Origin of the sequence: Paraburkholderia sp. 32 (genome assembly GCF_050435345.1) — a bacterium.
Classification (GTDB): domain Bacteria; phylum Pseudomonadota; class Gammaproteobacteria; order Burkholderiales; family Burkholderiaceae; genus Paraburkholderia; species Paraburkholderia tuberum.
This window is the reverse complement of the sequence record NZ_JBNDKD010000002.1, coordinates 1,435,705-1,451,065: the sequence shown is the minus strand read 5'-3', so window position 1 is coordinate 1,451,065 and position 15,361 is coordinate 1,435,705. Positions and strand designations below refer to the sequence as shown.

Below are 15,361 nucleotides of genomic sequence, written 5' to 3'. Positions count from 1 at the left end.
AGCGCTGGAGCTGACCGGGTATCGACCTTCGCACTTCAGCGAAGCGAACTGACAAGCGCCGCGCCCGCTGAACGTCGCGCTACGGACTTTGCCGGCGGAGACCAGACTAGCGCTGGATCACAGCTCAGCTTGATGCGCGCAACGATGCCCGCGCGCTGACCGCTGTCCGCCTTGTCGTCGTCCGGCACCGTGTAGGGCATCACGCACTGCTCCGCTGCGCGATTGCCCCAGCGCACCAGCAGCTTGCCTTCGTGCTCGAGGCCGCGCAGGTACGCGAGGCCCCCCTGACCGACGATGCCCACCGATTTCTCGGACTCGTCGAATAGCTCGGTGCCCATCGGCATGGCTTTGCCTTCCCGATCCGAAACCTCGGCGAAAATCGGCGTGCCCTGCGTGGTCGCAATCTTCACCTTGACGAGCGAACTCGCGCGCGGCACGACTTCCTCACTCGTGTTGCCCAGTTCAACGTCGAGCGACACGTCGCTCGGATCCAGCGCGACCGTGTTGACCCGGTATGGCATCAGCGAAGACACCACCGCATAGCCGTTAGCGTCAATCCTTGCACCCTGGCCATTGATGATCCGGCCACCTTCCGCGCCTTTCGCTTCGACGAGCGCGAACGCCTGCCCAAGCGGCGGGCTCAGCGTCATGCCGCCACTGTGAACGACGACCGCGCCGTCGGCGTTGAACGCGGCTTGACGGGTCTGATTGCTGATCGATGCATTGACGTTGTAAGTAGCGAACGGCGCGCGATACATTGCGTAACCACCCGCGGAAACGGTCCGATTGTCGCCGGCGACGATCCGTGACGCGTTGACACCGTAGGTGATCGGCGTGGCTCCGCTCGTGTTGCCCGACGCAGTGGCCTGAATTGTGCTATCCCCGTTCGAGCCGCGCGAAACGTTGGTGGTCAGATAGTCGAACATATGATGCTCGTTCGAGTCGACCTTGCCGAGCGGAATCGTCAGGTTCAAACCTACCTGCGTGCTGATCTTCGAGTTTTGCAGGCGCGTGCGTTGCGCATATAGCGAGTAGGACACCCGCTTGTACGCGCTGTTGAAACCAACCTGATATTGCAGATCGTAGCCCTTCGACGCGCCCCAGTAGTTCTGCGAACTGCCGGCGATATAAAAAGAACTCGACTCGCCGATTGGCTGGTTGATATTCAGCTGCAGACGGCTGCGCGTGCGGTAGTCATACTGACCCGTGGTGTCTCGGGAGCCATATCGCGCGTACATCGCGTCATGCAGGCTATAGAAGCGTGAGGTCGAGTATCGGTAAGCCGCAACCGAAAAATTCGTGTTGGGCCCTGGAAGGAGCTTGCTGTAGCTGATCCGCGTACTGTAGCCGGGACGACCACCAGACACGCCGGGAATATTCGTTCCCGCCGCCGTTACGTCAAACGCGAATGCGCCGAGCGGCGTATTGAGCGCGACACCCACCAGGCCAGCCCAGTAACCTTCCGCAAACTGTGCACCGGTGTAGCCGGTCAACAGGTTTGTCAGGCCGCGCTGATAAACCGCCTGCGCCACCCACGGATGGTTATTCAGCACGGTATCGCGATAGACACCGGTCGTCAGATTGAAACGTGCAACACCAGGCCGCAGCAACTGCGGGACGGACGCAAACGGCACCAGAAAAGTCCGCTGACGGCCGTCGGATTCTGTAATAGTGACCTGAAGGTCGCCGCCATAACCCGTAGCCGGCAGGTCGTTCAGTTCAAACGGCCCCGGCGGCACGCTGGTCTCGGCCACGATGATGTTGTTCTGACGCACTATGATGCGTGCATTGGTATCAGCCACGCCACGCACAACCGGCGCGTAGGAGCGCATGGAATCCGGCAACATGCGGTCGTCGCTCGAAAGCTGGACGCCACGCACGTTGAATGAGTCGAAGACGTCACCGCTCGTCGAGCTGTCGCCGATCGTCAGTTGGCTCTTAAGCGCCGTGACATCGTGTTGCGCAAACAGCGCGACACTTTGCCAATGCGTGCCGGAACCCCGGTTCTGCGAGCTTACCGTGGACCACTGGCGGAAACGCCAGCCGTTCACGTTGAATCCGCTTTGCAGACCGAGGTAGACACTGCTGAAGTCTCCGCTACCATTGTTCTGGTGAGTCGTATAGCCGGCGAGACTGTATTGCACGAAGCCTGCGTTGATCCCGTTGTCCCAACGGGACGGATCAACGTAACCGGCAGCCTCCTTGCGCAATTCGATCTGTGGAATCGACAGATCGAGTTGCAGATCGGCGGTGTTGAACGATGCAACCGATCCCGGTACGGCTTCAACCAGCGGGACGCATTGCACTGACGCGTCCGTATCGTCGAAGTCGCCCTTTCCTACTTCCTTCAACCGCTGGGCCACGCGCTCGGTATCTACGCCAGCGCGCTCGAGGCCAGGCATCGTGAAACAGGGCGTTGCGATATCCGAGCCCGGCACTGCCTGAAACAGGACATCGAAGCGTCCACGCTTCTTACCATTGACGAGCAGTTCGAGCGGATAAACACCGGGAGCAACAGGATTGCCTCGCGTATAGCGTGACAAATCGGCGACGTTGCCCGTAAAGAATGCTGGATTGAACTCGACTTCTTGCGGAACTTCCGCAGCGGGCGCATTTGATGTCGCCGTGGTAGATGACGCATCCGTACGCGCAGCCTCTCCGTCGACACCGGCTGCCTGTTGCGGCAACTCGGACGCCGAGCAGTCGCTGGATGGCGTCGCCGCTGAGTCCGGCGCGCACGCGGCAACCGCGGAATTTGGGCAAAAGACCCAGCCCGACGCTATGATTGCCGCCCAAGCCAGTGGGTGAAACCGGAAAGGGACATTACTGAATACTCTTTCAACCGCCGTCTTACTATTCCGCACGCCCGACATCCCGTATTTCAATTATTGATTCTTTTGCGCTTCCGCGCTTTGCGCACCTGTCACTTCCGCCGAGTCCTTGACCGCTGTACCGAAGTCGTTCAGAACCGTATAGGAAACGGTGGCAGGAGCTTTGATATCCAGCTTTCCATCTTGTGGACGGAGATCGACGTGCCCGAACGGCGGTGCCATATCGGGCAAAAGAGCGACTTTCCTGCCTGCCGTTTCTACCTCTGCCGTGCCGAGGGAAATGTAGTAGGGCGATGGGTTGTCCAGACGAACGATGCTCTGACCTTTGTCATTTGCCTCGACATGCCACTTCAGCTCGGCTCGCCCCGCCGTTGGGTCATCGAGCAACGATACCGGCCGGTAGAACATCTTGATACGCGTTCGGAACGCGAGCTGAATCATGTTCCGGTCATCAGCGTCCTTAGGCTTCGGCGGAATTTCGAGAACGTTCAGCCAATAGACAGCCTCACGGTCCTTCGGCATGTCGCCGCCTGTGAACAGGATGCGCAAAGCCTGCCCTCTGTGAGGCTCGACCCGAAATACCGCCGGCAGCAACGTGAACGGCACCTTGATTTCATTCGGGGCAGCGGCCGCATCGCCGTCGTCCAGCCATGCCTGGACCAGGACCGGACGGCTGTCAACATTGTTCAAACGAACATTGACTTCGCGGTTTTGCGCCGGATAAATAACTCGGGTACCGGTAATGGTGATAGCAGCTTGTGCAGCAAACGAGGTCACACTTAAGGCGACAGCTGCGGCGAACAACATTGGAAACTTCATTGAAGACACTCGCTCCTCCACGCGACAGATAAGCGGAATGCCACTTCGGGTTGCCCTCGAGCTAGAAGAGCAACCCGATGCCATTCGGCTTAGATTCGCTTACTGGTATGCCAACGTGTAGCGAACAACAGCCGTCACGTTACCGGCCGTGGCTCTGCCTGTTGCATAGTACTGGCCGGCGTAGTACATCGTTGCCGTACCGTCGTTCCCAACAGCAACGAACTCGCCCGCGCTGCCCAGCGGAAGCACCGACTCCTCGCCACTCGTGCCATTGTGGTCAAGCAATTGCACTTCGACGTTCCCGGCCGGCAAGGTAGTTGCCTGGTTAATGGCATTACGCGTAACCGGGTCCATGTTCGTGGTCTCGAAATGCGCCGCGACATGGGTCAGCGTTGCCGGGCACTTGGACACCGAAAATGGTGAACGGCTTGGACCCGCCGGTTACGCCAGCCGCAGGCAGCGCCTGCGAAGACACCCGAGGCAGCGTGACCGTTTGGTCCTCGTCACCCGAGTTGATCACACAGGTGTCGTCATACAGTTCTCCATTGAACGTTACCTGACCTGTGCCCGGTACAGCTTGAGCGAAAACCATCGGCGCGACGGACAGGCCCATCAGCGCGATCATGAGTTGCGTTACTTGTTTTTTCATGAGATTCCTCTTTGTTGCCATTTCAGAACTACAAACCCTTGTAAAGCCGGGACGTCCAGCGATCGTCAAGGCAGAGGAATGATCTCATTGAAGAAGATCGGTGTTAATGGGCCAATACCCAAAATGAAAGACCAAAATAGGTCAGTCGAGAAACGGCGTGTCGATTCCTCGAACTGAACAGGTCACAGGACCACCCTACGATAGGGAGAAGGCGCTACGAGAACGACAGAATCCGCCTGAGAATCGCGGCAATTGCTACGAGCAGGACCACTCGCGCACGATTGTGACGAGTTCTACGTCGTTTCTGGCACCGAGCTTCTTCATGCCAGCGTTCTTCTGATTGCTCACGGTCTTCGGACTGCGATTGAGCCGCTCGGCAATTGTTGCGATCGACATCCCGTCGCAGATCATTCGCACGACCGTCGATTCTTTTTCAGATAGCAAATTGAGAGAAGATCCGCCTTGCGCTGCGCGCCCCGTTGCGCGCAACATCTTGTCCGCAATGGAATCAGGCAGAAACACGCTTTTATTTTTGGCAACGCGGACGGCAGCGGTAAGGCTGACAAAGCCCTCGGGACCCTTGCCGACGAAGCCGGCCGCCCCCGCGTTGAGCGCAGCTGAAATGATGTGCGTGGACGAATGCGTGCTCAGGAAAACTACTCGTATGGCTGGGGCGACACGCCGGATCCGGTCAAGAAGGTTGAGACCGTCGGCATACGGATCGCCTTCGAATTCGTAGTCGCACACAAGAACATCGACTGGCACTTCAACCAACCGCTGGAGAAGCAGGCCAATACTTTCGCTTTTGAAGCAGACCTGGATGTCAGGACAACGCTGAAGAAGATGCTCGACGCCGAGGAGAATAAATGGATGATCGTCGGCGATACCCACTCTTATTTTGTTCACTCACACTCCATACCACGCAGGTGAATACCTTTTCCTTGCCGAAACACCCTGCATGATTTGTCACCAAAGTACCATGTCATTTCACGCCGTTACATGATGAGAAAGGCGCAGGGCATCTCGTCCCGTCCGCTCGTCGACTTCCCTGATCCTGTGTGTCGCCACGGGACGCTGCGTTTGCGTGGGCCTAGCCGCACACCTCAACAGCAAGATCGAGAGCCGCAACCTTCCTGCTTCCAATGAAGCGAACGGCGTCGGGAACGCCTATCATCTAAGCGCACAAGTCGGTGCGGTCCAAATAGCGCATATCAAATTGTCTTGATCGTTCCACAAAAGCATTTTGGCACCACGCAAATAGAAGTTTTCGAACCACTGTTTTTTAAACGATGCAAAATCGGTGAGAAAGCCGGTGTGCTTTGGTAAAGACAAAGCAATTTTTGGGCATACAACCTGGCATGGATCAATCATGAAGATGGGATAGCGCAACGCACCCCAACTCGTCGGCGAGGAATTAAAACATCTTCGCCTTGCGCAGAGGCGGATTGTACGATGCGCTAACAAGAAAAAAGTCAGCAGAGTCCTATATGCGTCATAGGTGCAAGAAGTGCTTTCAACATCCAGCCCAGTCGGCCCGTCGCAATGCCCCATCGCCGCCGGCGCCACCGCCGTGTTTCTTCTAGCGGACCGCGCGACAGCAGGTCCGCCCTCGCGGGCCCATTTGAACCGAAACCGCTAGTTGCTGCCCGCGTGCTGAATTCCGTTGAAGATGAAAAAACTGGATTTCATTGAAACGTCGCGCACGGGGAGACTGCATCTGATGCAGCGCGAAGGCGCGATTCACACGCGCCCGGCCGACTATTTCATCCGCTGCATTCGCCAGGCCGCGATCATGTGAGCCGCGCGGCGCGCGAGCGGAAGCCTTAGGCCGCAAAATGATTGCGCACGAGATCGACGAACGCGACCAGCCCGGTAAGCAGAACCACAATGAACAGCCAGCGTTCGAGCAGCGTAAACACAGGCCGTTTCCCCTTGCGACGCTCGGCGATGTAAAACCACACGGTCGCCGCCGTATAAAGCACGGTCGACATCAACAGATAATGCAGGCCGCCCGCGTACACGAGAAAGAGCGCGTAGCCGCAGCCCAGCAGCGCGAGCATGAAATCGATGCGCCGTGACCACGGCTGCCCCGCATACGATTCGCCGCTCGCTGCGAGCTTCAACCCATAGCCGGCGACGAGCAGATACGGGATCAGGCTCATCGACGTCGTGAACTCCTTGGCCAGCGTGAACGCTTCTTTCGAAAACAGCGTCACGATCAGAAAGGCCTGAATCACGAGGCTCGTCATCCACAGTGCGGCGACCGGTACGTGGTTGCGGTTTTCTCGCCCGAGAAACGCGGGCATCGTGCGGCTCTTGCCCGCCGCGTGCAGAATTTCGGCGGCGAGCAACGTCCATGCGAGATAAGAACCGAGTACCGATATCAACAGGCCGAGCTTGACCGCGACCGCGCCCCAGGCGCCGACCGCGGCGCTCAGCACGCCAGCCATCGACGGATTTTTCAGCGTGCCCAACTGCTCGAGCGGCAACACGCCATACGACAACATCGTGACCATGACCATCAACGCAAGCACGCAGAGAAAGCCGAGGACGGTCGCGACCCCGACGTCGCGCCGTTCGCGTGCATGCCGTGAATAGACACTCGCGCCTTCGACGCCGAGAAACACGAATACCGTGCCCAACATCGTCTTGCGCACCTCGCCGAACAGATTGGTCGCCGACGGCTCGGGAACGGTCCACAGGTTCGCGACGAACAACTGCCACTTGACACTCGATAGCACGAGCACCGCGAACAGTCCAAGCGCGAACAACTTGGCGGCCGTCATCGACGCATTCACTACCGACGAGCCCTTCACGCCGCGCAGTATCAGACAATGAAACACCCAGATCATCAGCGAGGAACTGACGATCGCGCTAAACGTATTGCCAGCGCCGAATGAAGGCGCGACGATCGCGAGCGCGGACTTGATCAGCACGAGATACGCCACGTTGCCGAGACAGCTGGCGCACCAGTAGCCGAACGCCGACAGAAATCCCGTGTAACGTCCAAACCCCACGCGCGCATACGTGTAGACGCCAGCGTCGAGTTCCGGCTTGCGCCATGCGAGCCGTTGAAAGATCAGCGCGAGTATCAGCATGCCGGAGCCGGTGATGGTCCAACTGATCAACGAACCGACTACGCCGGTATATTTGCCGAGCGCCTGCGGCAGCGAAAAGACGCCCACCCCGACCATCGAGCCGATCACCATCGCCATCAGGCCCGGCGCTGAAAGTCTGACGCGCTTGTCCATTGCTGCGATCGCTCTCCCCGCGAACACGTTCCGATCGAGCCGCGCTCGTGCGACTACGATGATCGACCGCTCAGATGACGATCGTGCCGGTCGCGAGGCCGATCAGCGCGCCAATCGCGCCGCAGGCCGCGACGGCAAAGATGACCCACTCGACTTTCGAAAACACCCGCTGGCCGCGCTCGCGTTTGGCCACCACATACAGCACCGTACCGGGCGCATAAAGCAGCGCCGATAGCATCAGGAACTTCAGGCCGCCCGCGAACAGCAGAAAGGCCGTATACAACGTCGCGAACATCGCGACGAAATACTCGGTGCGCAACGCGCCGCTCAAGGTGCCGCCATTCTGTCCACTATCGTAACGCGCGGCCTTGATGCCGTATGCGGCCACGAGAAAATAAGGAATCAGCACCATCGAACTCGTGAGATTGAGCATCAGCGCAAACGCGTCGGTCGACCAGTACGTGCTGATTACGAAACACTGCACCACGGTACTCGTGAGCCAGATCGCGGCGACCGGCAGCTTGCGCTCGTTTTGTCGCGCGAAGATACGCGGCATCGTCTCGAGACGCGCGGCGGCGAACAGCACCTCGGCACAGATCAGCGACCATGCGAGGTACGCGCCGAGGATCGAAATGATCAGACCGGCGCTGACGAACACGACACCGAATGGGCCGAGCAGCGCGCCGAGTACCGCGGCCATCGACGGCTGGCGCATCACCGCAATATCGGCGCGCGGCAAGGTCGCGTAAGGCAGCAGCGTCACCAGCACCAGCAGACACAGCACGGCGACGAAGCCGGTGATCGTCGCGGCGCCGACGTCCGAGCGCTTTTTCGCATAGCGCGAGTACACGCTCGCACCTTCGATACCGACGAACACGAAGACGGTGACGAGCATCGTCGCGCGAACCTGCGAGAACAAGCCCTTGCCGATCTGATCGCTGCGTTCCCACAGATTCGCGCGAAACATGTCGGCGCGAAACAACACGATCAGCATCACGATGAACAGCACGATTGGAATCAACTTCGCGACCGTGACGATCGTGTTGATCATCGTGGCCTGCTGGACGCCGCGCAGCATCACCAGATGAAACAGCCAGATGCCCACCGACGACACGATGATCGCGGTCGCCGTATTGCCGTTGCCGAAGGCCGGCACGAAAGCGCCAAGCGTCGATTTGATCAGCACCCAGTACGACACGTTGCCGAAGCAGCCGGCCATCCAGTAGCCGAATGCGGAGAGAAAGCCCGCATAATCGCCGTAGCCCGCTCGCGCGTATGCGAACACCCCCGCATCGAGCTCGGGCCGACGCTGCGCGAGCGCCTGAAAGACGCGCGCCAGCGCATACATGCCGATGCCCGCCACGCACCATGCAATGACCGCGCCGAACGGTCCGGTCGCGCGCGCGAAATTGCGCGGCAACGAGAAAATCCCTGCGCCCACCATTGAGCCGACGACCATCGCGGTCAATGCGGGCAACGACAGTTTCGTCTCGACCTGGGTTGCCATCGTCCACCCTTCAGAGAAGCTGATTTCTTCCGGAAAGGGACTGACGCGGAGCAGGTACGCGTGCATTGCGCATCTCCTGTTAGTCCTCCCCGACTCAAGCCAACGGCCTTGCGAGTACCGGACCGCACTCCTCCTGGTCGTTCACTGTGCGGCCGGTGCCGTTGCGGTGGCGGGCGCGGCTTCCGTCGGCGCTCGTGTATTCGAGGCCACTGGCGGATTGGCCAACCAACCGCCTCCCAACGCCCTGAACAGCGCGAACTGTGCCTGCAGTTCGCCGACCTCTTCCCTCGCCTGCGACGACTGGCTTTCGAGCAGCGCAACCCGCACCTGATCGATATCGACGCGGCCGGTATCGCCGAGTTCGTAGCGACGTCGCATTTGGCTCAACTGCGTGGTGCGACGCGTGACTTCTTCATTGCGTGCCTTGAACAACTCGTCCTGCCGGTTCAAACGCGCCAGTGCACGGTCGACGTCATAGAACGCGCCGAGCGCGGTCTTTTCGTAGTTCGACATGGCCTGCTGCGCCTGCGCATCCGACGACTCCACCTGCGAGCGCCGCGCGCCAAAGTCGATCAGCGGCAGCGCCATCGCCGCGCCGAATAGCCAGAACGTGCTGGCCCCGAGGCTTTGACCCGCGATCTCCCAACCATTGCGTGCAAGCAAACCGCTCAACGACATGGTCGGCCAGTAATTGAGCCGCGCGACATCCGACTGCCTGAGCGCCGCATTCACGCGTGCCTGCGCCGCGATCAGATCCGGGCGCCGCATCAGCAGGTCGACCGGCTGGCCGGGCTCGATATGCGGCAGCGCGGTCATCAGCGTGTCGCTTTCATCGAGAATCCCCGCGAATTCCGCGGGCTGCACGCCGCATAGATTCTGCAAATTGAGTCGTGCCTGCGCGATGCCGTTCTCCACGTCCTGCAAACGCGCATCGACCTGCGCGCGGCCGGCGCGCGCTGCTTCGATGTCCGTACTCAGCACGAGACCCGCGTTAAAGCTCTTCTCGGCGATGTTGACGAAGTCGTCCGCGATCGCGCGGCTCTGCAGCAAAATCGCGCGCTGACGCAGCAGCCCGCGATAGGTGACGTACAGATCCGCGACACCCGACACCACGCTCAGGCGTACCGCCTCCGCGTCGCCCGCGGCCGCGCGTGCCTGTTCGCGTGCAGCCGAGAGCCTTGCGCGTCCCTGACCGAACAGATCGATCTCCCATTGCGCCCGCAAGCCGACACGCCAGAACTGCGCATCGGTATTGTCGATGCCGAGGAATTCCGCGAATTCGAGCTGCGTCTCGGCGCCGTGATACTTCGCGGCGCTCACGCTTGCACCGACCGACGGCAACAGTTGCGAGCGGGCCAGGCGGATGCCGGCCTGCACCTGATCGACGCGTGCGTAAGCGGTCGCGATGTCGAAGTTGTGCGCGAGCGCGAGATCGATCAGTCTGTTCAGCGTCGGGTCGTTGTACTGGGTCCACCATGCCGCGAGCTGCTGCCCGGACATCGGTGTCGCCACGCCCGGTTGCGCTTCCGAATACTGCGGCGGAAACGCGGCGGGCTTTTGCAGCTGCAATGAACCCGTACAGCCGGCTTCGAGCAGCAGGGCCGCGATGGCGAGAAGACAAGGGCGCGCGCGGATCATTTTGCTTCCGGGTGTCGACCCGGCTCCCATTCCGCCTGCCTGATCGAGAACAGCATCGCATACAGCGCCGGCACGGCGACCAACGTCAGCACGGTGGCAAAAACAAGGCCCGCCATAATCGTGATCGCCATGTCCTTGAAGAAAGGATCCCACAACAACGGCGCCATGCCGAGCGCCGTCGTACCGCCCCCCAGTATCACCGGCCGCAGACGGTTCATCGCGCCGTGGGTCACCGCCTGCATGCGCGGCACGCCCGCGGCGATCTGCGAATCCATCTCTTCGACAAGCACCACGCCATTCTTGATCAGCATGCCGATCAGACTCAATAGACCGAGCAACGCCATGAAGCCGAACGCGCCGCGAAATAGCAGCAGACCGAGCGTGACGCCGACGATCGACATCGGCACGACGAGCAGCACGACGAGCGCCGGCTTCAGGCGTCCGAACATCATCAGCACGAGCAGCGCCATGCCGATGAAGCCGAGCGGCAGTTGACGGAACAGGCTCTGCTGCGCGCGCGTCGACGATTCGTGCTCGCCGCCCCATTCGAAGCTATAGCCCGGTGGCAGCTTGATGTTCTCGATGCTGGAGCGTATGCGGTTGAACGCGTCGACACTGTTCTGCCCATAGATCGGGTTGGCCGAAACCGTCAGCGTGCGAATCCGGTTTTCGCGCGCGATCTGGCCTTCCTCGGTACCGACCATGAAGCCGTCGACCACGTCGCCGAGCGGCACGTAACGGCGCAGCCCCGCGCTGAACACCTGCAGGTCCTGCAGACCCGCGACGCCACGCGTGTAGTCGGGCGAGCGCAGCACGATCGGCAGTAGCTGATCGCCTTCGCGATAGATGCCCGCCCGCAGGCCTTCGGTTGCATAAGCCATCGTGTCGCTAACCTGACGGCGCGTCACACCGAGCGAGCGCGCCCGCGATTCGTCGAATTCCGGCCGCACGATGCTGATCGGGTTCTCCCAGTCGTCGCGGATCGCGATGATGCGGCCGTCGGCCTTCAGCACGTTCTGTGCTTCCTGAGACAAGCGACGCAGCACGATCGGGTCGGGTCCGGAGAAACGTGCCTGAATGGCCGCGCCACCGCCAGGGCCGAAGTTCGGCCGCGTGACCGTCCAATGCTGTTCGGGGAAGCGCTTCTTCAGATCCGCTTCGATCTCCGGAATCATGTCGTCGATCAGGCCCTGGTCCTTCACGCCGACGATGAACTGCGCGTACGACGGATCACGCCCCTCCGGATCGTAGACGAGGAAGAAACGCGTCGCGCCCGAGCCGATATAGGTCTGCACGTTGGTGACGTCCGCATGCTTGAGCAGCACCTTCTCCACCTCGCGGCTCTTTTCGACGACCGCGCGAATATCGGCGCCGCGCGGCAAACGCATGTCGACATAGAAGATCGGCGTGGTCGACGCGGGGAAGAAGCTCCGCTCGACGAAACGGAACGCCCACCCGGCCAGCACGGTCAGCGCGACGAGGCCGATGACCACGAACACGCGCTGTCGGGTGACCCATGACAACAGCTCGCCGTAACGCTTGTACAGCTTCGACTTGAACGGGTCGTCATCGATGATGTCCGCGGGCTTGAAAAGATACGTGCCGAACAGCGGTGTCAGGGCGATGGCGATCACCCAGCTGAATAGCAGCGAAATCGCGGCGACGGCGAACAACGACGCACAGAATTCGCCGACCGAATCCGGCGACAGGCCGATGCCCGAGAAAGCCAGAATCCCCACAATGGTCGACGCGAGCAGAAGCCATTGGCTTTGTTTGAGAATCTCGGTCGCCGCCTGGAGATGCGACATGCCTCGTTGAACCTTCACGAGCATCCCCTCGACCACCACGATGCTGTTGTCGGTCAGCATGCCCATCACGATGATCAGCGCGCCGAGTGAGATACGCTGCAGCTCGATGCCTGCCGCGTACATGACCAGCAGCGTGCCGAGGATCGACAGGAACAGCTCGACGCCCAGCACGACGCCCGCGCGCCAGCCGAGCGCAATGCCCAGCGCGACACCGACGATCGCCACGGACAGGAACACGTCGAAGATAAAGCCGCGCACGCTCTCGTCGACGACCTGCGGCTGATCGTAAAGCGAGTGCAGCTTGATGCCGATCGGGCGGTTACGCTCGAGTTCGGCGAGCCTCGCCTTGATCTCCTCGCCGACCCTCACCACATTGACGCGCGGCCGCGCGCTGATACCGATCGTAACCGCCGGCTGGCCGTTATAGTGAATGACCTGGTTCGGAATCGTCGCGTAGCCGTGGCTTACGCGCGCGATGTCGCCGAGCAGCAGCGGGGCGGGCGTATTGTTGACAGGCAGCGAACGAATCGCCTGCAGCGAATCGAGCGAGCCGGACGGCGCAATCCGCAACGACAGGTCGCCGACACGCTCGCGGCCCGCGGGCCGAACCTCGTTCTGCACGAACAGCGTCTGCGCAAGATCGTCGGTGGACAGATTGTTGGCGATCAGTTGCGACTGGTCGACGTCGACCGAGATCTGCTCCTGCTGCTCACCGGCGATCACGATGTCGGACACGTCGCCGAGTGTCAGCAGTTGGCGGCGCAGTTCGCGCGCGTACTCATACAGTTGCGCCTGCGTGTAGCCCTCGCCGGTCAGCGCGTAGAACATCCCGTAGACGTCGCCGAAACGGTCGACCACGAGTGACGGTCCCGCACCCGGCGGAAGCCGCGGCTGTGCATCCGATACCGACTTGCGCACCTCGTCCCACACCTGCGGCAATTGCGCCGACGTGTACTGGTCGCGAATCTCGACGCGGACTTCAGAGTAGCCCGGTGTCGAACGCGAGGTCAGCTTGTCGACCTGCGGCATCTGCTGGATCGCGCTTTCGAGCCGGTCCGTCACTTCCTGCTCGACTTCGTGCGCACTCGCGCCCGGATACAGCGTCACGACGACCGCGGTCTTGATCGTGAACTTCGGGTCTTCGAGCCGCCCGATGTTGTAGTACGCGAAGATCCCGCCCAACAGCGAGATGAGCGTCAGAACCCACGCGATCAGCGGCTTTTCGATAAGGGGGCGCGCGAGATTCATTGAGGCGCATCCATTGGACGGACCGCCATTCCCTCTTTCATGAACTGTGAGCCGCCGGCCACCACGCGGTCGCCCGCCGCAACCGCCCCCGCGACGACCACATCGTCATTGCGAATTTCGCGCACGCTGACCGGCACCGCATGCACACGGCCGGACGCGGCGTCGTAGCGCCACAGACTGCGCTGACCGTCCGCGCCGATCGACACCGCGGCGATCGGAATCGCGAAGTACCCTTTGTTGTCGTTTTGCGCGACCTGACGCGCCGTTTCGGAAATCTGTACGCGCAGCGCCATGCCGGGGAACAGCATCGCGCTTTGCGGTCCTTCGATCGAGAACACGAGCCGGTAGGCCGCCGAAGTCGGCGAGGTCTGCGTGGTCCGTTCGCGGAACACGAGCGGGAAGCGGTTCTGCGGCCGCCCGGGCAGCCACGCCTCGGCTCTCAGCGTCTTGTCGACGAATAGCCGTTCGGCAATGCTCTGAGGCAGATCGACGCCGACATCGGCACGGCCGATGTTTTCCAGATTGAACGCGGGCGCCCCAGCCTGCACGACCTGCTGGATCTCGATGTTGCGGCGAGCGATCCGGCCGTCGAATGGCGCGACGAGCTGGGTATTGCGCAGGTCGCGGCTCGCCAGGTCGCGTGCCGCGCGTGCGGCATCGGTGGAAGCCGACAACTGCTCATAAGCAGCCTGAGACAGAATGCCGTCCTTGCGCAGCACCGCCTGGCGCTTCAGGTTGTCGCTCAGCTGCTGATACTGCGCGTTCGCGCGTTGCAGTTGCAGCCTGTAGGGTTCCTCGTCGATCCGCGCGATCAGCTGCCCGCGTTTCACCGACGCGCCTTCGAGCACCGCGATCTGCACGACGCGGCCCGATACTTCGAAGGCGAGCGGCGAGATGCTGGTCTGCTCGACCCGCCCGGTAAAAATGCGAATGGCGGAAGCGTCGGCCGGTTCGACCCTGGTGAGCTGCACGGCTGGCCTCGTATCGCCACTCTGTGTTTCGGTCTGCCGTTGGCAGCCCGACAGTGAAACGACAAGCGCGCAGGTCAACGCGCACGACAATGCGCCGGTCAGTGCGATTCCGCCTGATCGGCGAGGCCGCGGTGCATCGGAGCGGTTTGCATTCATGACGTTCTCGGCTGACTGCTGGCGCAACCCATGTCGTAAGCCCAGCGGCAACGTAGCTCACGGGCCGGCGAATACGAGACCCTACAGGTTGCTCAGCAATTCATAGGGGCCCATAACAGTGGACCGATGGGTGCATCCGCTTCGACTTCCACGGCCAGGTCAGACTCGAGGAACAGCGGCATCCCTTCTGTCGGACCGGCAACGTCGTTCAAACCAGTCTATCGGCGACAATGGTGTTGTGGCCGTCGGGACTACAGCCGCGACCCATGTGTCGTCATTCCGGCTCCGTTCGTCAGGCATCCTGTCGAACTGCCAAACTGCTTCGCCATGCCGAAGCAAGACTGAGGAAATTGACGAACCCGCCCTGTATGGAATGCACGACGATTCCGCAAAACCTGAAGACGAATGAATATGCGGGCGGATTGCAGCGTTGAATCAGATCGCTTCGATTGAACCTTGCTGCAAAATTATTAAAGTTCCCAA

General features: G+C 61.0%; 9 protein-coding genes and 1 pseudogene. 1 reads left to right on the top strand and 9 read right to left on the bottom strand.

Translation table 11 applies throughout. The features are described 5' to 3' along the window. Positions 1–35: 35 nt before the first annotated feature. From OKW26_RS21975 to OKW26_RS21960, 4 genes and pseudogenes are all read right to left on the bottom strand, one after another. On the bottom strand, positions 36–2,687 hold the full coding sequence (locus OKW26_RS21975) for a fimbria/pilus outer membrane usher protein (protein ID WP_429355156.1): 2,652 nt from the start codon (positions 2,685–2,687) through the stop codon (positions 36–38). A gap of 198 nt (positions 2,688–2,885) precedes the next feature. Further along, positions 2,886–3,650 (bottom strand): fimbria/pilus periplasmic chaperone, encoded by a 765-nt coding sequence (locus OKW26_RS21970; protein WP_429355273.1) that lies wholly within the window; start codon positions 3,648–3,650, stop codon positions 2,886–2,888. A 99-nt stretch (positions 3,651–3,749) separates the two neighbouring features. Further along, a pseudogene (locus OKW26_RS21965) lies at positions 3,750–4,299 on the bottom strand (fimbrial protein). Positions 4,300–4,554: 255 nt separating this feature from the next. After that, on the bottom strand, positions 4,555–5,205 hold the full coding sequence (locus OKW26_RS21960; protein ID WP_184023628.1) for a response regulator transcription factor: 651 nt from the start codon (positions 5,203–5,205) through the stop codon (positions 4,555–4,557). A gap of 763 nt (positions 5,206–5,968) precedes the next feature. Here OKW26_RS21960 and OKW26_RS21955 point away from each other — a divergent pair. Continuing rightward, a complete protein-coding gene (locus OKW26_RS21955) occupies positions 5,969–6,097 on the top strand; it encodes a hypothetical protein (RefSeq protein ID WP_429355155.1) in 129 nt (42 codons plus the stop codon). Between the two features lie 25 nt (positions 6,098–6,122). Here OKW26_RS21955 and OKW26_RS21950 read toward each other — a convergent pair whose 3' ends face one another. The 5 genes from OKW26_RS21950 to OKW26_RS21930 form a co-directional block, all read right to left on the bottom strand. Then, positions 6,123–7,550: a basic amino acid/polyamine antiporter gene (locus OKW26_RS21950; RefSeq protein ID WP_429355154.1), complete on the bottom strand. Its 1,428-nt coding sequence runs from the start codon at positions 7,548–7,550 to the stop codon at positions 6,123–6,125. Between the two features lie 70 nt (positions 7,551–7,620). Next, positions 7,621–9,057: a basic amino acid/polyamine antiporter gene (locus OKW26_RS21945; RefSeq protein ID WP_429355272.1), complete on the bottom strand. Its 1,437-nt coding sequence runs from the start codon at positions 9,055–9,057 to the stop codon at positions 7,621–7,623. A 141-nt stretch (positions 9,058–9,198) separates the two neighbouring features. Next, positions 9,199–10,695: an efflux transporter outer membrane subunit gene (locus tag OKW26_RS21940; RefSeq protein WP_429355153.1), complete on the bottom strand. Its 1,497-nt coding sequence runs from the start codon at positions 10,693–10,695 to the stop codon at positions 9,199–9,201. Beyond that, positions 10,692–13,751, bottom strand: a complete 3,060-nt coding sequence (locus tag OKW26_RS21935; RefSeq protein WP_429355152.1) for an efflux RND transporter permease subunit — start codon at positions 13,749–13,751, stop codon at positions 10,692–10,694. Before OKW26_RS21935 ends, OKW26_RS21940 begins: the two co-directional genes overlap by 4 nt. Next, positions 13,748–14,722, bottom strand: coding sequence for an efflux RND transporter periplasmic adaptor subunit (locus OKW26_RS21930; protein ID WP_429355151.1), 975 nt, complete (start codon positions 14,720–14,722; stop codon positions 13,748–13,750). Before OKW26_RS21930 ends, OKW26_RS21935 begins: the two co-directional genes overlap by 4 nt. Positions 14,723–15,361 lie beyond the last annotated feature (639 nt).